The following is a 19,038-nucleotide window of genomic DNA, read 5'->3' as shown; positions in this document are numbered from 1 at the left end:
TTAATATATGACAGTGCGGACAAATCTAGATATACCAAGGGTTATATCAAACTACACAAAGTTAAAACATGATGAATCTCGCTCTCCAAAACCGTCAGTGAGGGATCAACTTCTTCATCCCCTTCCAATAGAAAGTAAGACACCGCAAGGATTTGCGGTGTCTTTTGTTATATACATTGACCGTATAAGATTAACGTTTAGGGGAAATTTAGGGACATACTAGATTAGAATGGTTAAATTGAAGTTTCATTGGCAGATAAGTGGAAAAAGAGTTACCGAAAGGGGTTTTTTCTATGGTACTAGTATGCCCAAAATGCAAAAGTGAGAAGTATTATTACACCTATATAAATAGTCGCGAAATCGTGTTATGTCGAAAATGTGGGTATTGGCAGACTATGTCTCTCCACGAGTGGGAGAATTTTTATAAAGCGAACCAACCTAAAATTTCATTCAATAAAACAATCCACTACAAGATCTAAAAATATCCTCTTTCGTTATGCCACGCCAGAGTATTATTTCATTCATCAGTGCCTTGAAAACTTGTTTAACGAATTACCTTCAAGGCTAAAAGTCATTGAATCGTCGTGTGAGTTAGCTCCGAAGGATTTATAAAACTCTTGAGCTAAAGTGTTCCAGTTTAGACATTTCCATTCAAGACGTTCAAACCCCTTCTCAACAGTCTCACTGACCAAGGTTCTCAGTAGGGCCTTCCCATAACCTTTATTTCTATGTGCCTTGGAAATATATAGATCATCCAAATATACACCTCTTGTACCGGAAAAAGAGGAAAAAATATTAAAATATAAGGCATACCCTATCGGTTCTTCCCCAACTTCAGCAAGCAATACTTCTGCTGCATTGTGTTCAAAGAGTTCATTTTCAAGCTTTTGTCGGTCAACAATTAAGTACTCTGTTAAGTTTACATATTCTGCAAACTCGCGCATAAGGGCAAGAACCTTATCACAATCTTCTTTTTGTGCTTTCCTTACTCTGAAGCTTTCAGCGTTCATATAAACCTCCTTTTTACAGCAACACCACGGAATCAGGTTCTCTCCTGTATAACGTCCCTCTTTCCCGAATGAATATACCAATACCTGAGCGACGCTCAAGAAAATGCTGGGATAAACTCAAGATTACCTAATTATCTCATAACATTCCTTAAGGGGAAACCTGTAAAATTTTAAAACAATGCAAAAAAAGAACTCCCATCCTTACCGATGGGAGTTAAAATGAAGGTTAAAGGTGCCAAGGATGAACTTTAAGTTACTTAAAGACTATCACTGTTTTAGTCTTTTGTCGATATAATTTACCTATGTTCATAATAAATATTTTTTATTGTGTGAATCTAAGGGGATTATCCCCTTTCTTCCTCTGACTCTCTGTCTCAGTCTCTCGCTGCAACTCAGGCAAATTGATTAAAGATTTTATTATGCAAACTATGATCGTTGCATTTTATGTTATCAGCATTTCAGAAGTCTCTACAATAGGGGCAAATTTTAATCCTTGATGTAGAGTAAATAAATCGGATTAAAAATGCACTGGATTAAGCGCTCTCTGCTTCTAGCGCCTGCACATTTCAGGACAAGAAACATACTATGAAGTAGAAAGTGAAGATAACCCCTGAAAGAAGATATGGTAGGTTCTTTCTTCTAGGCCACTTAGATGGTCAAAATTCAAAAGGGGGTTATCTAAATGAGCTTTGGAGCATCTCCATCTATTTTGGGACTGTTTGACACTTATCCTATTGGAGCAAGACTCGCGATAGGCGAGGATTCCGGTTTCTGGGTTGGTAACTTTGGAGGAATTCAATGCGGTATTGCTCTTTTAACCAATGCACAACTTTTCTCTAACGTTGGAACCCCAATTGATGGGATCCGTCCTGTCGTGCGTATTCCTATCCGCTCAATTACTTTTGTCAGCCAATAATATGGCTAAAGGCCCTTGGCTGCGCCGAGGGCCTTCTATGCTTGTATAAGAGTAAAACGTCTTACGTAAAAAATTCCATTAAAAAGGAACACAAAAAAAGCCGGAGGATCCTGTTCGATCCATTTGGCTCTTTTTTTTAGAGTATTTTGAACTTAGTTTTACACTTTGGGCATTCGGTCATTTCACTGTAGTAGTCCCAGATCGAGTGACACATAGTACATTCCTGTATAAAAGGTACTAATGGCGAAACATCTTCTCTTACATTTAAATCGTATCGATCCAGTTCTCCAACATTTTGTTCGCTGGCGATTTCGATACCTGACCTGGTAACGGTGATAGACACTAGACAACGTCCCTTTCTTCGTAATCCAATTATACTATTGCTAATTATAAGAAAAGAGGGATAACTCCGTCAATTATCAAAGTCCCTAGCTGTTTGTACTATATTTCATTAATCGTACGAAAAGCATTCATTTTCCATGTGTAATTGCCTGTCATTCTCTATAGGCGACTTATATCCCTTTTTCGGGTTATTTGGGAGCGTTGCATTGTATGATACTCACTAAATGCGTTGAGAGTTCTAAAGCTTATTTTTTCCTTGCAAAAAAATCCCCTCGCTAGGAGGGGGAGATGAAGGAGGAGGAACGTGAAAAACTTTTATATTTAACCGCTATAACTAGCGTGAGGTTTTTATGCACCTCGAATCAGCTCGATTCCTAGTGATCGCCGATAGCAAAACTTTTCAACAAGCTAAATATAATCCCACACGATACCAAGGTAATAATTAATTTCATTTTAATCAACTCTTTTGTTTTATTTTAGCTTAGTCTAATTATTTTATTTGATTAATTATAATATAGTATTTTTTAGTTTACAATAGCTTCTTGGGGAATAACCGTTAAAACTTCAAAAACAATTTTCAGTCTTCTTGACCACCTTAGCTTCTTATTTTGTTCAACTTTTAGGCCTCAATCTTTTACGCCAGTAGTTCATTATTCTCCACATGAACATTTAAAGGACACGCTGAATAGCATGTATTGGGAATTATCTCGCACCTATAAAAACCGAAATAGTAAGGAGTTGAAAACTATATGATTCTAGCGGCATTGATTATTATCATCATCTTATTGTTAATAATTATTGGAGAACTGCGAAGACTTCGAAGACTTCCTCCACCGCATCCGCCCTGCCCCACCCAAACACTTCTCTAATGGTTTCGGAAATTAGGCTTAGGTATTTTTTGCCTAGGCCTTTTCACATTGGCTTTGCTTGACATTGGCCATGATATTTAAAAGCAGAGGACTGTTTTAATTCAACGATTGCAGGAGAAAATTATGCCCCCATCGAATCCTTGCGTTACAGACTTAAAAAGGAAGATGGAGTATGAAAAAAATCATCATTCCCCTACTGCTTTGCGTTACCCTTTCTCTCTCTGGATGCGGGGCATCCGCTGCCCCTCAGTCTTTTGCCGCTTCACAATCAGAATCCCAAGTTGAATACTTTTTCACCAGGGCACATCAGCACCCTGAGCAAGCTTTAGAGTCCCAAATAAATAGCGCTAAAACATCCCTTGATATCGCCATTTATAGTTTAACTAAAAAAGACATTGTAGAATCAATTATCTCTGCCAAGAAACGTGGAGTATACGTGCGAATCATTACTGACCGTACAGAGGCCAAAACAAAAACACAGGCAAGTGAGCTGTTATTACTAAAAAAAGCTAACATCCCCATAAAAGAGGATACTCATTCCGGATTGATGCATATGAAGGTTTCCATCATCGATAAATCTGTAGTGACCACTGGCTCCTACAACTACACGCAAAACGCTTCAACCGATAACGATGAAGTACTAGTTGTGATCCACGACTCAAAGATTGCCTCGAATTGGGCCGACGAGTTTGAGCAGATGTGGGATGATACAAAGAATTACACAGAGATTAAGTGAAGTAATAGGATTCTTGACTTCCAATTTCAGACCTTTCGTGACTCACTTATAAATTGGTTAATTAGTTTGTCAAGCTTATCACTTACTTTAATTATCCCCGTCTCCTCAAAATCTTTCATTGACTCGGCTCGAATGATTTTCTGCCTTAGGTTTCCGCTTTGTTGTTCCATGACCATCATAACACCACCTTAGCGATCAAACTTTATTAGTTTAACTTAAATAGCAAAACTTCTAATTAAGGAAAATAGTAAGCCACATGATACCAAGGTAATAATTAGTTTCATTTTCAGCACTCTTTCAAAATTCATTAAGGGGTGACTTCCCTTGCCTATAAGCATAAATTATATTTCTTACGTTTTTATGAACATTTTATTAAAAATCCATTAAACCTTTGTTAAAAAAAGAAGACCACCGCGTCCGGAGGTCTTCTGCGCAATGCCCCATTAGGGTTAAACCCTATAAAAATGGGACAAAATTTTCGAAAAAGATCCTTCCGTCAAACGTTGGAAGGATAAAAATTAAACGTCACTACATGAAAAAAGCTAAAATTGCTTTCGACACATTATACTATAAATTTACATATTTGTGTTAAATAGTATTTTGGTAATTTATTGAATTTATAAACCTAACGTTATTATAAGGCCCTGGCGATTGCCAGGGCCTTCGTCTTATTTTGGGAAAACGCTAGGACATGATAGGAAGCTAGGGTTCCCATGAGTCTATTTAAAGCTCCAAACTAAGAGCTAATATCGCCTATTTTGGGAAAATAATAAACAGCCCTATAAACATCACTATGAACATTTAAGGGACACGCCGAATAGCATGTATTAAGAATCTCGCACTTATGTATTTAAAAATAAAGGAGTGAATTATATGATTCTGACAGCATTAATTATCATTATTGTTTTATTATTAATAATCATCTGGGAGATATGGAGACTCCGAAGACCACTCAGACCACCCTTTCCACCTAATCCATGCAACCCTTTCTAAAATAACGCTTGGATTTTAGCCTAGGTATAATTATTCCTAGGCTTTCTTATATCTTATATATTGAGCTTTCGATACCCTTAAGCGAGAGCTTACTGCCTGCGGTTAATCAAAATATTCTTTAGTGTTCCGTATAAAATCCCTGCACATTTCCTTTGCTTCTGCTATATTAACTCCACTCGATGTACAACATTTATCACCTTTTCCATTGGCGATCACGATGACATTCTCTATCTCTCCTTGCAGGAATAAATCTCGCAGATAACTCAATTCTGCTAAAAAGTCTGTGACTCGTTTATCTTTCATTGGTTTTGACTTGAATTTTATGACATCCCCCATTTTACCCCTCTTTCTCAAAATCATTAACATTTTTTCAGAATAACTTTATAACTTTGCCTAGGCTTATACTAAGTTTTACAAGCAAGTTTCTTCCAATGGCTAAAATTTTTTTCTTATACCGCTTATCCAAAATATACTGGATTAATTCGTTTTTGATTCCTAATAATCTTAATCTGCTTTCACAGAACATCTAACGGACATGCTGAATACTATATCATCAGAACCCTCTCGTTCTTATGGAAATCTAAATGGGGGGTAAATGGATGCCAAATTTATCAAGATTTTTTACAAATTTTAGATAGTATTGTTATGATGAAAATTAGAAAAACTAGATTTGTTAATAAGATTGTAAGGAGGCTTAAGAGCATGGGAATGATGAAACATAAAAATAGTTTTCTGAGTCCGCGATCGCTGATTATTCATACTATTGGGATAGGGGCTGCTGTATGGTTGGGCAAAGCCTGGGGTAAAAATGACTATTGATTCCGTCCGTAAGGACGGTTTTTCATTAGGCATGAACAGTTGCGCATAAGGTCAATTTAACAGCAGAACTGATACCTCCATAGATGAGGTATCAGTTCTGCTCATTGAGTCAACATAAAACTAAGTGTATTTAGTGATTATGGGCTACCTTTAATTGATTCACTAAAGTCTCACTGATTCTGTCAGGAACCTCTTCATACTGCAGGAATTTTAGGGTAAATGTTCCCCTGCCTTGAGTAAGGGCTCTTAAATCTATGGCATAGCGCATCATTTCAGCCTGGGGGACATGTGCCTTGATGATTTGATACTTTCCGCCAACATCCATTCCTAATACCTTACCCCGTTTGGCATTGAGGTCTCCGATGACATCTCCCATGAAGTCTTCGGGCACTCTAACTTCCACTTCGACGACCGGTTCGAGCAAAGCCGGTTTCGCCAGCTCGACTCCTTTACGAAAAGCAATTATTGCTGCTAATTTAAAAGCCATCTCTGAGGAATCAACCGCATGATAGGAGCCGTCACAAAGCGTGACCTTAATATCCGTCACAGGATATCCAACCATAGCTCCTTCAGTCATAGCTTCGCGAATTCCTTTTTCAACCGCTGGAATATACTGTTTAGGTACTGAACCGCCAAATATTTCCTCTGTGAACTCAAAATCTTTGCCGTTCAGGGGCTCCAGGTTGATCCAAACATGACCATATTGTCCATGTCCGCCTGTTTGTTTTTTATGTTTACCTTCCACTTTCACTGCTTTACGAATAGTCTCACGATAAGGTACTCGAGGAACTTTAATGACTACTGCAACCCCAAATTTGCGGGTTAACTTTTCCTGAAGAATTTCCAGATGCATCTCGCCTAAACCTGTTAATAGCAATTCCTTCGTTTCCAAGTTCTTGCTAAGCCTAATTGTTGGATCTTCTTCGACTAAGCGTGCTAAAGAGTTGCCAAGTTTATCTTCGTCCCCCTTGCTCTTAGGTTCAATAGCCATAGACAATGTAGGTATCGGGAAATCTATACCCTCTAGTTTAACTGGGTGGTCTTTGCCACATAACGTATCTCCTGTTTTTACATCCTGCAGTTTGGCAACGACAGCAATATCTCCTGCCGAAACGGAAGGGATCGGCTCCTGGGCTTTACCTCTTAAATAAAAAGGTTGACCTATCTTTTCTTCAACATCCCGACTTGAATTATAGACTAATGATTCAGCATTAAATTTACCTCCATAAACGCGGAAGAAAGACATCTTTCCAACATAGGGATCTGCTAGGGTTTTAAATATTAAAGCAGCCTTTTGGGGGATAACTTCTGGGGAAGGAAGAAAATCAGCAAAGAAATTAATAAGATTAGCAATTCCAATATTCTTACACGCTGAACCGCAAAGAATTGGGATTACAAGATTTTGTTTTATTGCCAGCTGCAAAGCGGTTTTTAAATCATCAACTGTTAGACTTTCCCCTTCAAGATATTTGGTTAGAATTTCATCATCAGCTTCGGCAACTGCCTCTCCTAGTTGCTCTCGAAGACGATCTGATTCAGTCTGAAATTCTTCAGGAACCGTTTGAACGATAAACTTGCCGCTTCCATTGGTTTCATAGTCATAAAACCTATTTTCAATAATATCAACGACTCCGTGAAAACTGGCTTCCTGTCCAATTGGAATTTGTAAGGGAGCAAATCTGGCATCGGGATACATTTGACGAAGTTGTTCTAAGACCTTGCTAAAACTGGCATTTTCTCGATCCAATTTATTAACGAAGATAACTCTAGGCAACTTTTGCTGATCCATAACATCCCAAACAATTTCTGCCTGGACCTCTAAACCTGCTACACCATTGAGTACTAATACCCCGCACTCAGCGACTCTCAAGGCACTCATGACTTCCCCGAAAAAATCGGAATATCCTGGAGTATCGAGAACGTTGACCTTAACTCCTTGCCATTCAATGGGAATAAGACTCGTACTAATCGACACCTTGTGTTTAACTTCTTCTGGCAAAAAATCCGAGACTGTGTTTCCTTCAACAATTTTGCCGATACGATTGATCACACCTGAATTGAAAAGAAAAGTTTCCGATAGGGAAGTCTTTCCCACTCCACCGTGGCCGACCAAACAGATGTTGCGAAGATGTTCTGTGTCATAGGTCTTCAAGACGATCTCCTCCTAGTAATGTTATTAAGAAAAAGGTCCTTGCCTTTTACTTGCAACAGTTTTCTGGAGTTTCCATGTTAGTCTGAAGAAACATATTTAAATTAGTTTATTGAGCCGAGCAGGTCAAGTATTCTCGATGCCTTACTTTTTTTTCGTTTCGTAAGTCCCCCATACCAAAGGCTGCTTATTTTTTACCATATACTTTCCCTTAGCCCAAACATCATGAACCTGTAAAGATTCATCCAGGACCACAAGGTCAGCGTCAAATCCGACGCGAATCAAACCTTTATTTTTAAGGGCCAGTACTTTCGCTGCATTCGCAGTTATCGTGCTTAAAGCCCTCTCAAGTGAAATTCCATAATGCAGTACAGATTCCCTAACATCACGCCACAGTACTTCGACGGATCCAACACCCATACCAACGAGAACACCCTCCTCGTTATATTCAGGCATGCTTCCATTTCCGTCTGATGTCACGGTAATTCGCTCATTAAGGAGTTTTCGCTGCTCTAACATAGAAAGTACTGCGGGCACTTGAAGTTCAACAGGAAAATCGTCACACCCTGCAGTGAGGTCAATGTGTCCTCCTGCTTGGAGAAACTGAATTCCTTGCTCTAATAAAGAATGGGTTCGATTAATGTGAGTAGGCATAAATTGGGTGATAGGAATCTCTGTTTTCTCCAGGATCTTCCATATAGGATCTAGTCCGCTCTTGCCTTCCCCAAGATGAAGATGAACCACCCCAGCTTTTCCTCCAAGCATTCCTCCAACTCGAGCCTCTGCAGCTAAGCGTTCAAGTTCAGCGATTTGTGGTTGCGCAGAACGATGATCCGATATGGCGATTTCACCTGCGCCAATCGCTTTCTCTATCAAAGCTAAGTCTTGTTGTAAGGTCGGCAGAAGCGTTCGTGTGGGTACTTGATAAGCGCCACTATACACAAACGTACTTATTCCCTCATCTTCAAGGGCATATGCTTTCGTCAGGAGCTCAGACATTGAGCGGGAAATAGAATCCGTACCTAAACAACCTACAACTGTGGTGGTCCCGCCTAATGTAAGTTGAGATAGATGAATTTCTGGTGTTCGTGAGGCCGGGCCGGCTTCTCCTCCGCCGCCACAGATATGCACATGTGCATCAATAAAGCCGGGAGCCAAGATCATTCCCTGAAGATCAAACTCTTCTCCTTTAATAAAGTCCGGGAGTCGAAGATCCTTCCCGATCGCTGCAATACTTGTCCCGACAATGATAACATCCGTATCCTCTATTAATTTTGGACTATGAATTTTAGCATTCTTAAGAAGTTGCCACATCATAATTCCTCCCTAGAGGTAGAATGCCCCCACTTTTAATATCATATCCATTACAGGAAAATATTTTCTCTATGAGGTTGGCAAATTCCTTTCTGATTTGGAAATAAGTGAAAATTTCTTAAGCATTTCCTTATTTCCACAAGCATATGGTTAGAAGTAAACGATTTTGCCATATTTGTGGAGGTTGACATGCCAAGAAGGACCTTTGTCTATGGAGCGACTATTTTATTAGGCGCTAATTTATTAAATCGACTTTTAGGCTTTGCTTATCAATATCTGATTATGACTCACATTGGCGGGGAAGCGTATGGCCTGTTTAATATGGTATTTCCCATCTACATGTTGGCTTTAGTTTTTACAACGGCTGGAATTCCGCTTGCGATCGCTAAAATGGTTGCAGAAGAGGTATCCTTAGGCCGGCCATATCAGGCTCGATCAATTTTCCATCTGGCCTTCTGGCTTCTCACTATCTCAGGAGCTGTCGTTTCCTCAGCTCTCTATTTCTTGACTCCCTATTTAGCACATAAAATTTTTCCTGACCCCAGGGTGCTTACCATTTTTCAGATTTGCACACCTGCGATTTTCATTGTTTCCATCTCTTCAGTCTTTCGCGGATATTTTCAAGGGCTGCAAAATATGGTTCCAACAGCAGTCAGCCAAATTTGCGAACAGATTATTCGCGTTGTTGTTGGGTATACGGCGGCGCTTCGACTTCTTGGAGATGGCGTAGAATGGGCCGCAGCCGGATTGGCTATTGGCATGTTAGCAGGGGAAGCAGTTGGCCTATTGGTGATTGTCCTGCATTACCAAAGAGCTCAAGTAACCTCTACAGAAAGCACCACTTCTCATTATTCCACAGAGCATATTTTAAAACAGCTATGGCACCTCGCTTCGCCTGTTACTCTTGGCAGACTATTTGCTACAGGACTATCTGCTCTGGATGCCATGATCATCCCTCAGCGTCTTTATGCAGCCGGCTACAGTGCCCGTGAGGCAACAACCTTATTCGGGCAGCTTGGAGGGTCTGCCTTCACCTTGCTCACGTTTCCCAGCGTCTTCACGTTTGCCTTGGCAACATCGTTGGTACCGTCTATCTCCGAAGCAGCTGCTCAGCGCCAGTTTCACATTGTTCGTGCTCGAAGCGTCGAAGCAATTCGTTTAACCATCATCATAGGAATCCCCTGTCTGATTATCCTCTTTTATTTTTCTCGTCCCCTTACAGCGTTTTTTAAGAGCTCGGACATCTCCCCAATTTTGCGTATCTTAGCTTTAGGAGGAATATTTTCCTATATCCAGCAAACAACAACAGGAATTTTGCAAGGTCTCGATAAAGTTCATCTGCCAGTGTTTCATTCCATTATTGCGGCCATACTGAGGATTCCGATCTTAGTCTACCTAACTGGTCTTCCGCAATGGGGTCTTAGAGGCACAGCTTGGGCTTATGTCATTGGCTTTGTTATTACTGCGATCTTAAACCTTCTGGCGATCTCCAGAACAAGCGGCATGGCTCTTGACCTTCAGCGTTTTCTCCTCCAGCCCTTCAGTGGAGGAATAGGTATGCTGCTTATATTTCATATATTAGATCCTATCTTAGGAGGACACGTTATTGGGTATCTCTGTGAATTTTCGTGCGGATTCGTACTTTATACTCTTATTTTAATGTTTAATGGAGGGATCTCGGTCTCAGATATTAAGCGGCTGCCTTGGATCGGAAAATATTTTAAATTTTAAGGATCATCTCCACCAGCGACGAATTTTACTTCCCCACTGCCAATAGGAAAGCAAAAAAGTCACTGCGATAAATAGGAGGATAAAGAACTTATAGATAAAGTAAATTCTTATAACCGTCAAAAAAGACAAAACAGCTCCCAACAATACAGGTGCTGCCAATAATTTAACGACTGAACTCGAACGATCTTTACTGGCCAATCCGGGATAGGAAATGATTAGGCCAAAAATTAAAACATAAACGATAAAAGTTCCAAGAATCATGACAACTTCCTCTCTTAACAAAAAGACATAGTATATCCAATATTTAAGCACTATAAACCTTAAGAAAATGTAAATACTATCATTGTACGGATAAACAAAAAGGGAGGAGATTTAAATATGAGTCGTAGAAATAAAAGTAATGCTAATATTTTACCCCAATCTGTTTTAGATCAATTCAAATGGGAGGTTGCTGATGAATTGGGACTCAGCGATAAAATCAAAACTCAAGGATGGGAAAACATGACATCCCGAGAATGTGGTCATGTTGGCGGCAGAATCGGCGGAAGCATGGTTAAAACTATGATTCGTCGAGCCAAAGAATCTCTCAACACACCCGTTTAATCATTTAGCAAAAAGGAGTACAGAGAAATCTGTACTCCTTTATAGCTTGTCACTGAAAAAATCTTTCCAAGCTTGTAAGGAAGCAAAATCTGTTAAGTCGCTATGCATTGGAGTCACAGAAATAAAGTCATCCTGAATCGCCGTTAGATCTGTGTCATCTTCACAGTCCCGAATCAGATTTCCACTTTGCCAAAAATAGACTCTGCCACGAGGGTCAGATCGTTTCTCAAAAATATTTTCGTAAATAGCTTTACCCAACCGGGTTACTTTAAGGCCCCGCCACTGTGTCTGTGGTTTCCCCGGAAAGTTTAAATTCATTAACCCTTTATGCTGAAGTTTGAGCAACAAGTCTAAATGGTCTGCGAGATAGGTCGCAGAAGGTCCAAAATCCTTATACTCAAAGTTTGCTAAAGAAACAGCTATGGACGGAACTCCAAGTAATACCCCTTCCATAGCTGCAGAAACCGTGCCTGAATAAAAGATATCCGTACCTAAATTAGCTCCCTGATTGATCCCTGAGATCAAAAGATCAGGTTTAGGAATGAGTTTTCCTTGTATGGCAAGTTTTACACAGTCAGAAGGTGTCCCACTTATAGAAAACCCCTTGCAAGGTCCTTCAAGGGAATGTTCTGTCACGAATAAAGGGGTAAATAAGGTTATTGAGTGACCCGTAGCAGAACGCTGGCCTTCTGGAGCGGCAATACTTACATCGTGTTTGGTTTTAGTTTTAAGAACTCGATATAATTCTTGGATTCCAGGAGCATTATAGCCATCATCATTAGTTAGCAGAATATGCATATCGTTACTCTAATCACTCCACTTCATAAATCGATATAATCATTTTATCATCTTTTTTGGTTAAACCGAACATAAGCCGATAGTCTTTTAAGTTCTTATTGAGAAAATCAACAACTTTGTAAAGCTCACGGTTTGCGCTAATTTTTTGTGTCGCCATTAGTTCAAGTTTTCCTTGAGGTCCTGGCATAGGGTTCTTCAGGTTGTCATCCATAGATTGCCTCTTTCTTATCGTCTGTTACCTTGAATTAGGGAAAAAGCTTCTGACCTTGTAATGGAATTCGTCTTAAAAATGCCCCGGACAGCTGAGGTCAAAGTTTTAGAACCCGCCTTTTTAACGCCACGCATAGTCATACACATATGCTCTGCTTCAATGACGACCAGAACCCCTAACGGAGAGAGTTCCCCATAATTGCGTCGGCAATTTGAGATGTTAAACGTTCCTGAAGTTGAGGTCTGCGGGCAAAGCCTTCGACAACTCGAGCAAATTTTGAAAGTCCGGTAATTTTACCCTTTCTAGGAATATATGCAACATGAGCTTTACCATAGAATGGTACAAGATGATGTTCGCACATGGAATAAACCGGAATATCCTTAACAATCACCATTTCCTCATGTTCTTCTGAAAATTGCACTTTCAAATGTCGGCTAGGGTCTTCGTGTAAGCCTGCAAACACTTCAGCGTACATCCTGGCTACACGCTTCGGTGTATCTTGAAGCCCCTCTCGCTCAGGGTCTTCTCCTATAGCCTCGAGTATCATATATACGGCTTGTTCAATTTTTTCTAAATCCATCCCCATAATCGTTTCTCCTTTGTTCGATGGTCCCTCTCTTTAACGTTTCCCTAAAGTTGTCCCATAAAAACATGTGTCTGAGGAATAACCCGAACATTAATAAGTTTTTCTAAAAATAAGCGTTGCCAATCTAGAAGCTGGCGAGGTTTGGGTGAGTTGATATCATTTATTTTTGTAACGGGCTGAAGTATGGTTAATAGCAATGGGTTAACTCCAGCAATTAAATCTCGAGCTTTCAAAAGATCTTGAATTGATGTTTTTTCGTCAACAACAATCTTAATGAATACTTCCTTGCTTAGACTTTCGCGAAGGAAAGATTCATGAATGTCCCAGAAAACCTGATCTCCGAAAGGCAATTTAATATCCATACTAATAATATCGACAAGTGGCAATATTTTGTGAAGTTGGGACGGTAAAGTTCCATTGGTCTCTAAATAAATAGCGAGCTTATTTTGAATGATTAAGGGCAAAAGGGCCTGAAGTTCATCTGCCCAGATAAGAGGTTCTCCGCCAGTAATACTTAAAGAGTGATGCAAGGAAAAATCATAAGATAGAAGCAAGCGAACCAACTCGTCGATAGCAATAGGATTGTTCATCTCGTCAAAGCATCTTGAGCCTGGAATTGTTTCCATCGGAAATTTATCTGGAACCGAAGTCTTAGTATCACAATAGGGACACTTCAAATTGCACTTAGGCAACCTCAGGAATATTTGGCGGGTTCCAACATAAGGACCTTCCCCTTGAATCGACGAGAAAATCTCTGAAACAGGTATCTTGAGCATCATGAAACCCCTCGAACTTTACAACGTGCAAGTCGCATAGACAAAACCTCAGCACAATAATGTTGAGCGACGCTCTCCCCAAATTCAAAGACGTCATGAATCTTAAGATTTGTCAAGCCAACGGTAGGTATGGGCGTATTATGATTTGAAACGTTTAGACCACAGTGAATGAGCGTCGAGACGGGAGAAAGAGTAGCGATGCTCACAGAAAGCTTCTTGTCCTCTTCATAAAGGTCATCTCCGCTCCGTCTCAGAGAAAATACACCGCGTTTTTCCAGTTCATCCTTGATCGTGGCTATTAATAAGCGTTGTCGAATGATGGTCTTTTCTAAATCCATGTCAAAATGTTCAACGATAAAATGCAGCATGTCCTCACTATGAATCCAGTCCTGGGCTACGACATCTTCCATGTCCACCATTTCATTTTGTTCAACGGTGCAGGAACCTCTAAATACAAGGACACTGTCTCCCATTAGACCAAAGTTTTTGTAAGTGAACAATGACTGAAGTTGACTGCCATCATAATTCAGAGGATCACGCTGAATATGGTATTGCAAGATTATTCCCTCTTTTCTTGAGTCTCTGGTATTCAAAATTCTAAAAACTCTTGATAAACGTCTTAGATATCAGCAAACAACGTGTTAAGCAAATCCTGAGCTTCGTTATGGATTAAGGCGCGCTTCAATCTTAAGCAGCTCTCACACTGTCCGCATAATTGCTCCCCGCTCTCGTAGCAGCTCCATATCTTTTCAAACGGCAGTGCAAGTCGCAATCCTTCTCTGACAATTTCCGATTTGGAAAACGTTACTGTAGGGCTGGCAACCGTAACCTCATTTTGGGTTGAATACTTAAAACAATGATCAACTGACGTCATGAAGCCCTGAGTGTTGTCCGGAAAAGTAGCTGCTTCCTCCCGATTGAAACCTGTGATTAACGTCGTAGCTTCACCCATATTCTCAGCGTAAACAGCGGCAATGTTCAGAAATAAACCATTGCGGTTGGGAACCCAAACTTGTTGCGCACTTTTGCGGGTCACCCCTTCAAGATCGTCCAATTCTTCAAACTCTAAGCGTGGTAATTCTGTGGAACGATTGACAAGTGCCGAATGAGTCTGCTCCTGGAGAAAGGGCAAAGACACTATTTGGTGCGGAATGTTGTAATGTTCTGCAATCCTGCGCGACGCATCAATCTCCTTAGTCTTGGCCCTTTGACCATAATCAAACGTTAGGGCAAGATCTACTTTTGACGTTTCTAAGTAAAGGGCCAAAGACACGGATGAATCTAATCCGCCTGATAATAAAACAATAGCAGCCAAAAGTCAGTCCTCCTTATAGATTGCCCAAGCATCAGGAGATTCGAAGACCTTCACCCATGCTAAGCGCTTTTCTCTTAATACGAAATTTTTATTGAAATCGCGAAACAAATATTGAGCCAAACGTTCTGCTGTCGGGTTAACTCCTTCTGGCCCAAAAGTTGGCAAATCGTTCAGCAATTTATGGTCTAAGACGTCCAGAGTTTTTCGGATAGTCTTCTTAACATCACTGAAATCTACTAACATTCCCAATTCATCTAATTCGTTTCCCTCGATACAAACAACAACGTTCCAACGATGGCCATGCAAATTGGCACACTTACCATTATAGTTACGAATAAAATGGGCCGCATCGAAATGCGCCTGAACACATACCTGAAACATATTAAACTCCTTATTTGACATATTAGTATCTATATTAACATTTTTATCTATAAAAGAAAAATGAAAATTAGTCATGAAAAAGAGAAGGGTTTCCCCTCCTCTTCAAGCTAATTTAAGTGCTTTATTGTAACAATCAATAGCCGTGTCGTATTGATCCATTTGATCGTAGATATTCCCCAATAAGGCCCAGCCCGCCGAATGATTGGGGTCTATTTCTATAAGTTGATTCAGTGATTGAATACTTTCCTGCCAATTTCCTTTACGAGACAGACATACGCTTAAGTTATAGAGAATTAGAGGATGATTGGGGCTTAATTCTAAGGCTTGTCTGTAGTACTCTGCAGCCTTTCTGGTGCGCCCTTGATGAACAAGAGTAAAGGCTAAATTATTGAGTAAGATAGGATCCTTGGGATAGATTTTAATGGCTCGATCTAAAAGAGTTATAGCTTCCTGAGTCTGCCCTTGATTTTGATAAACAGCTGCGAGGTTACTTAAGCAATCATAATGGTCCGGTTCATACTTGAGAGTGAATTTATAATATTGAATTCCTTTCTTTATCTGACCGGTCTGAATATAACAATAGGCTAATCTCGCGGCTAAATCGGGAGTCCCTCCATAGCGAAGTGCCCGATCAAAACTCCTGCAGGCATCGGACATTTGTTCTAATTTCAAATGCATTTCGGCCTTGACTTCCCAATATTGAGATTCGCGGGGTTCCAACTGACAACAACCTTGGAAACAGCGCAAGGCTTCAAGGTACTCCTCGTGATAAGCATAAATAATCCCAAGACGATAATAGGTTTCGGCATTTTTAGGTGCAGCGCGGCAAGAATTGTCCAGCGCCTTGACGCCTTCTTTCCAATCACCCAATTCTAAATGGCAATCGGCAAGTATATCCCAGAACCTGGAATTTTGCGGCCTTAACTTAAGAGCCTCTTCAATCATACATTTTGCTTGTGGAATCAGAGCTTGTCCAAGATAACATCGTGCCAACAGGCCACATATTGATGCCGATTCTTCATCATAATTTCTTTCAAGGTTTTCCAAGTAATCCCTGGCTTCTTGAAATGCCTGGACTTCGATCAAATGTTCAGCTTCTTTTAACCGAGGCTTCTCGGACTCTTGGTTTAATAAATCTACCCATTCTTGGATGGCCAGATCAGTTTTGCCCACCCAAAAATGCCATTTAGCTTGCAAAGAATTCCACAAATATGTCTTCCGAAGGGATGGCCTTTTTTGTTTGACGCTCGAGGCCAAAGGTATACCCATAATCTCAGCCCCTTTATTTACTTATTTTACCATTATATCATTCTCCTTCTCTCCTCTATCTCCTTCTGCCGGTGTTAAGAATCGAACGCCAAATGCCTTGTATTTACGCGTTTATTCTTTAAATAGCGTTGCATTTTCTCCCAGCCTCGTCAGATTAGCGAAGTATCGCTTAAAATTTAAACATGATAGTATTTAATTCTTACATATTACCTATTCCTGCATTGGTTATTTCATCTTCACTCCCTCTTACTTCTTTTCTTCGGGTTTAAGACCATCAATGCCACGTTGGAAATAAATTATTTTTTATGATTTAACAAGAAACTAAAAGAGGCGCCTATTGCGCCTCTTCACACTTCGAACAATAACCATAAAATTTCAGATCATGATCTAATACTTTAAAGTGATTCCGCTTCAAAATGACGGCTTCTAAAGATTCTAATAAATCGTCGTCAAATTCCGAAACATTCCCACAACCTAAGCAGATAAGATGATGGTGATGATGATGTTCATCTTTCCGGCTAAATTCATATCGGCTTCGGCCATCCCCGAAATCGTTCTTCATTAAAACTCCAATTTCTGCCAAAATGTCTAACGTTCGATAAACTGTAGCAAGACCAATTTCGGGATTCTCGTTTTTAACAAGCATATATACTTCTTCCGCGCTTAAGTGGCGATCGAGATTTTCAACAAACATGTGTAAAATTGTCTGTCGTTGAGGGGTTATTTTATATGAGTGATTGCGCAATAGATTGCAGATATTTTCAAACGTTTTTAGATCTTCCACCCTGTGCCCTCCTCCATATATTCCCTATTATAAGACAAAGCTCTTAATTTGCAAAGAGTCTCTCAATAATAATTATTAACGGTCATAGACTTCGTAGATGGCGAACTTTAGGTAGTCCGTTTCTTCGCTTCCTAAAAGAACAGGATGATCTTTGCCTGCACGGCGAAATTCGACAAGACGCAAGACTTTATGCGCGTCTGTTGCGGCCTCTTGAATCATTTTCAAAAAGCGTGCGGCACTTAAATGATAGGAGCAAGAAGCAGTTACCAAAATTCCCCCATCTCGCACTAGCTTCATTCCTTGAAGATTAATTTCTTTGTATCCTCTTAGTGCTCCTTCTAAGGCCTGACGATTTTTGGCGAAAGCAGGAGGATCTAGAATAACGACATCCCATGTCTTTTTATCTTTAACCTGCTCTCTTAAAAAGTCGAAGGCATTGGCTGCAACAAAATCCGTGCGATGCAGGAATCCATTGAGCAAAGCGTTTCTTTTGGCCATTTCCATGGCTTTTTCAGATATATCTAGGCAAGTTACCCTTTTGGCACCATACAAGCAGGCGTGCAACATGAAAGACCCTGTATGCGAAAAACAATCTAAAACCTCAGCACCATCCCAGAAAGGATTCTTGATTTCTTTTCCCCTCGCATCTCGCAGGCAGCCTTCTTTGTCCTTAGTGATCCCATGTTTTTCTCCCCATCCCGTCATTAAGGGTTTCAGGGAGGCCCGGTTTTCACGTTGATCGAAAAAATAACCGGTCTTTTGTCCTTCAGCAACATCCACCATAATTTTTAACTCATTTTCCAGTAAGGTTATTTGAGTATCAAAAGCGGCTTCCACGAAACCCACTCTTTCTTCCAGTCCTTCTAACCGCCTTACAGAAACATCACTTCGTTCATAAATCCCCCGAGGATTGAAAATCTTCTTTAAAGCATTAATAATCCATTGGCGTCGAACCTCCATCCCTAAGGCAAGAATTTGAACTACTAGAACATCTTCATATTTATCGATGATTAAACCCGGCAAGAAATCTGCTTCTCCATGGACAACCCGACAGGACGAGGCTGCGGGCAAAAGCCATTGTCTACGCCTCCAAGCGCGCTGAATTTTTTCTAAGAATAAGTCTTCATCAATGGTTTTTTCAGAATACGATATAACCCTAATGACTAATTGTGACACAGGGTTGTAAAATCCTTGGGCTAAAAAATGTCCGTCGTGATTTAAAATATGTACAATATCCCCACCTAGTGGTTCTCCTTCGATTCTTTCAATTTCTCCGGGATAAACCCAGGGATGTCCTTGCTCCAGTCTCCTCTTTCTGCTCTTTATAAGAAAAGCTCGTGGTATAGACATGGTATTTTCCTCACTTTCCAGAACTGCCTTCAATAACTCTTATGTCCTTAAAAATATACCGTGAAAATGAAAGAAAGGAAAGCTTT

The 19,038-nt window shown here is 40.2% G+C and carries 20 protein-coding genes and 1 pseudogene; 4 read left to right on the top strand and 17 right to left on the bottom strand.

The window, feature by feature from the left end; genetic code table 11:
• Nucleotides 1-524: 524 nt before the first annotated feature.
• Nucleotides 525-1,010: a GNAT family N-acetyltransferase gene (locus VZF35_RS23085; protein WP_407308762.1), complete on the bottom strand. Its 486-nt coding sequence runs from the start codon at nucleotides 1,008-1,010 to the stop codon at nucleotides 525-527.
• 682 nt (nucleotides 1,011-1,692) lie between these two features.
• On the opposite strand from VZF35_RS23085, the gene VZF35_RS23080 reads away from it, so the two are divergent.
• Nucleotides 1,693-1,926 (top strand): hypothetical protein, encoded by a 234-nt coding sequence (locus VZF35_RS23080; RefSeq protein WP_407308761.1) that lies wholly within the window; start codon nucleotides 1,693-1,695, stop codon nucleotides 1,924-1,926.
• A gap of 136 nt (nucleotides 1,927-2,062) precedes the next feature.
• Here VZF35_RS23080 and VZF35_RS23075 read toward each other — a convergent pair whose 3' ends face one another.
• Complete coding sequence (locus tag VZF35_RS23075) at nucleotides 2,063-2,269, bottom strand: hypothetical protein (RefSeq protein ID WP_407308760.1); 207 nt, start codon at nucleotides 2,267-2,269, stop codon at nucleotides 2,063-2,065.
• A 1,040-nt stretch (nucleotides 2,270-3,309) separates the two neighbouring features.
• Here VZF35_RS23075 and VZF35_RS23070 point away from each other — a divergent pair.
• Complete coding sequence (locus VZF35_RS23070; protein WP_407308759.1) at nucleotides 3,310-3,873, top strand: phospholipase D-like domain-containing protein; 564 nt, start codon at nucleotides 3,310-3,312, stop codon at nucleotides 3,871-3,873.
• 26 nt (nucleotides 3,874-3,899) lie between these two features.
• Here VZF35_RS23070 and VZF35_RS23065 read toward each other — a convergent pair whose 3' ends face one another.
• The 4 genes from VZF35_RS23065 to iadA all read right to left on the bottom strand — a co-directional run bounded on the left by VZF35_RS23065 (nucleotide 3,900) and on the right by iadA (nucleotide 9,148).
• On the bottom strand, nucleotides 3,900-4,043 hold the full coding sequence (locus VZF35_RS23065; RefSeq protein WP_407314793.1) for a Spo0E family sporulation regulatory protein-aspartic acid phosphatase: 144 nt from the start codon (nucleotides 4,041-4,043) through the stop codon (nucleotides 3,900-3,902).
• Between the two features lie 925 nt (nucleotides 4,044-4,968).
• Nucleotides 4,969-5,169, bottom strand: coding sequence for a hypothetical protein (locus VZF35_RS23060; RefSeq protein WP_407308758.1), 201 nt, complete (start codon nucleotides 5,167-5,169; stop codon nucleotides 4,969-4,971).
• A gap of 646 nt (nucleotides 5,170-5,815) precedes the next feature.
• A complete protein-coding gene (fusA, locus tag VZF35_RS23055; RefSeq protein ID WP_407308757.1) occupies nucleotides 5,816-7,837 on the bottom strand; it encodes an elongation factor G in 2,022 nt (673 codons plus the stop codon).
• 141 nt (nucleotides 7,838-7,978) lie between these two features.
• Nucleotides 7,979-9,148, bottom strand: a complete 1,170-nt coding sequence (iadA, locus tag VZF35_RS23050) for a beta-aspartyl-peptidase (protein WP_407314791.1) — start codon at nucleotides 9,146-9,148, stop codon at nucleotides 7,979-7,981.
• Between the two features lie 189 nt (nucleotides 9,149-9,337).
• On the opposite strand from iadA, the gene VZF35_RS23045 reads away from it, so the two are divergent.
• A complete protein-coding gene (locus tag VZF35_RS23045) occupies nucleotides 9,338-10,879 on the top strand; it encodes an oligosaccharide flippase family protein (protein WP_407308756.1) in 1,542 nt (513 codons plus the stop codon).
• A gap of 3 nt (nucleotides 10,880-10,882) precedes the next feature.
• Here the strand turns inward: VZF35_RS23045 and VZF35_RS23040 are convergent, their stop codons facing one another.
• The gene (locus tag VZF35_RS23040; RefSeq protein WP_407308755.1) at nucleotides 10,883-11,140 is read right to left on the bottom strand and encodes a hypothetical protein; all 258 of its coding nucleotides are present in this window, start codon (nucleotides 11,138-11,140) and stop codon (nucleotides 10,883-10,885) included.
• Nucleotides 11,141-11,257: 117 nt separating this feature from the next.
• On the opposite strand from VZF35_RS23040, the gene VZF35_RS23035 reads away from it, so the two are divergent.
• Nucleotides 11,258-11,482, top strand: a complete 225-nt coding sequence (locus VZF35_RS23035) for a small, acid-soluble spore protein, alpha/beta type (RefSeq protein WP_407308754.1) — start codon at nucleotides 11,258-11,260, stop codon at nucleotides 11,480-11,482.
• Between the two features lie 39 nt (nucleotides 11,483-11,521).
• On the opposite strand, the gene surE is transcribed toward VZF35_RS23035, so the two are convergent.
• The 10 genes and pseudogenes from surE to VZF35_RS22985 form a co-directional block, all read right to left on the bottom strand.
• The gene (surE, locus tag VZF35_RS23030; RefSeq protein WP_407308753.1) at nucleotides 11,522-12,280 is read right to left on the bottom strand and encodes a 5'/3'-nucleotidase SurE; all 759 of its coding nucleotides are present in this window, start codon (nucleotides 12,278-12,280) and stop codon (nucleotides 11,522-11,524) included.
• Between the two features lie 13 nt (nucleotides 12,281-12,293).
• Nucleotides 12,294-12,491, bottom strand: coding sequence for a YpmA family protein (locus tag VZF35_RS23025; RefSeq protein ID WP_407308752.1), 198 nt, complete (start codon nucleotides 12,489-12,491; stop codon nucleotides 12,294-12,296).
• A gap of 14 nt (nucleotides 12,492-12,505) precedes the next feature.
• Nucleotides 12,506-13,077: pseudogene (folE, locus tag VZF35_RS23020) on the bottom strand (GTP cyclohydrolase I FolE).
• Nucleotides 13,078-13,121: 44 nt separating this feature from the next.
• Complete coding sequence (locus VZF35_RS23015; RefSeq protein ID WP_407308751.1) at nucleotides 13,122-13,856, bottom strand: 7-carboxy-7-deazaguanine synthase QueE; 735 nt, start codon at nucleotides 13,854-13,856, stop codon at nucleotides 13,122-13,124.
• Entirely contained in the window at nucleotides 13,853-14,410 is a 558-nt protein-coding gene (locus tag VZF35_RS23010; RefSeq protein ID WP_407308750.1) for a DUF366 family protein, read from the bottom strand. Before VZF35_RS23010 ends, VZF35_RS23015 begins: the two co-directional genes overlap by 4 nt.
• Before the next feature lie 62 nt (nucleotides 14,411-14,472).
• A complete protein-coding gene (gene queC, locus VZF35_RS23005; protein ID WP_407308749.1) occupies nucleotides 14,473-15,168 on the bottom strand; it encodes a 7-cyano-7-deazaguanine synthase QueC in 696 nt (231 codons plus the stop codon).
• A 3-nt stretch (nucleotides 15,169-15,171) separates the two neighbouring features.
• Nucleotides 15,172-15,624: a 6-carboxytetrahydropterin synthase QueD gene (gene queD / locus VZF35_RS23000; RefSeq protein ID WP_407308748.1), complete on the bottom strand. Its 453-nt coding sequence runs from the start codon at nucleotides 15,622-15,624 to the stop codon at nucleotides 15,172-15,174.
• A 27-nt stretch (nucleotides 15,625-15,651) separates the two neighbouring features.
• Nucleotides 15,652-16,818 (bottom strand): tetratricopeptide repeat protein, encoded by a 1,167-nt coding sequence (locus VZF35_RS22995; RefSeq protein WP_407308747.1) that lies wholly within the window; start codon nucleotides 16,816-16,818, stop codon nucleotides 15,652-15,654.
• A 334-nt stretch (nucleotides 16,819-17,152) separates the two neighbouring features.
• On the bottom strand, nucleotides 17,153-17,602 hold the full coding sequence (locus tag VZF35_RS22990) for a Fur family transcriptional regulator (protein WP_407308746.1): 450 nt from the start codon (nucleotides 17,600-17,602) through the stop codon (nucleotides 17,153-17,155).
• Nucleotides 17,603-17,677: 75 nt separating this feature from the next.
• Nucleotides 17,678-18,952, bottom strand: coding sequence for a class I SAM-dependent rRNA methyltransferase (locus VZF35_RS22985; protein WP_407308745.1), 1,275 nt, complete (start codon nucleotides 18,950-18,952; stop codon nucleotides 17,678-17,680).
• Nucleotides 18,953-19,038: the final 86 nt, after the last annotated feature.

The organism is Desulfosporosinus paludis, from assembly GCF_045689965.1.
In the GTDB taxonomy this organism is placed as follows: domain Bacteria; phylum Bacillota; class Desulfitobacteriia; order Desulfitobacteriales; family Desulfitobacteriaceae; genus Desulfosporosinus; species Desulfosporosinus paludis.
Note: the sequence above shows the minus strand (reverse complement) of the source record. Positions and strands in the feature narration are given on the sequence as shown.

Coding starts and splice junctions, on each gene's coding strand:
- surE (WP_407308753.1), bottom strand. CDS start 12,280: ATGCATATTCTGCTAACTAATGATGATGGCTATAATGCTCCTGGAATC.
- VZF35_RS23015 (WP_407308751.1), bottom strand. CDS start 13,856: ATGATGCTCAAGATACCTGTTTCAGAGATTTTCTCGTCGATTCAAGGG.
- iadA (WP_407314791.1), bottom strand. CDS start 9,148: ATGTGGCAACTTCTTAAGAATGCTAAAATTCATAGTCCAAAATTAATA.
- VZF35_RS23025 (WP_407308752.1), bottom strand. CDS start 12,491: ATGGATGACAACCTGAAGAACCCTATGCCAGGACCTCAAGGAAAACTT.
- VZF35_RS23060 (WP_407308758.1), bottom strand. CDS start 5,169: ATGAAAGATAAACGAGTCACAGACTTTTTAGCAGAATTGAGTTATCTG.
- VZF35_RS23085 (WP_407308762.1), bottom strand. CDS start 1,010: ATGAACGCTGAAAGCTTCAGAGTAAGGAAAGCACAAAAAGAAGATTGT.
- VZF35_RS23080 (WP_407308761.1), top strand. CDS start 1,693: ATGAGCTTTGGAGCATCTCCATCTATTTTGGGACTGTTTGACACTTAT.
- VZF35_RS23070 (WP_407308759.1), top strand. CDS start 3,310: ATGAAAAAAATCATCATTCCCCTACTGCTTTGCGTTACCCTTTCTCTC.
- VZF35_RS23045 (WP_407308756.1), top strand. CDS start 9,338: ATGCCAAGAAGGACCTTTGTCTATGGAGCGACTATTTTATTAGGCGCT.
- VZF35_RS22995 (WP_407308747.1), bottom strand. CDS start 16,818: ATGGGTATACCTTTGGCCTCGAGCGTCAAACAAAAAAGGCCATCCCTT.
- VZF35_RS23065 (WP_407314793.1), bottom strand. CDS start 4,043: ATGGAACAACAAAGCGGAAACCTAAGGCAGAAAATCATTCGAGCCGAG.
- queD (WP_407308748.1), bottom strand. CDS start 15,624: ATGACTAATTTTCATTTTTCTTTTATAGATAAAAATGTTAATATAGAT.
- VZF35_RS23040 (WP_407308755.1), bottom strand. CDS start 11,140: ATGATTCTTGGAACTTTTATCGTTTATGTTTTAATTTTTGGCCTAATC.
- VZF35_RS22985 (WP_407308745.1), bottom strand. CDS start 18,952: ATGTCTATACCACGAGCTTTTCTTATAAAGAGCAGAAAGAGGAGACTG.
- VZF35_RS23035 (WP_407308754.1), top strand. CDS start 11,258: ATGAGTCGTAGAAATAAAAGTAATGCTAATATTTTACCCCAATCTGTT.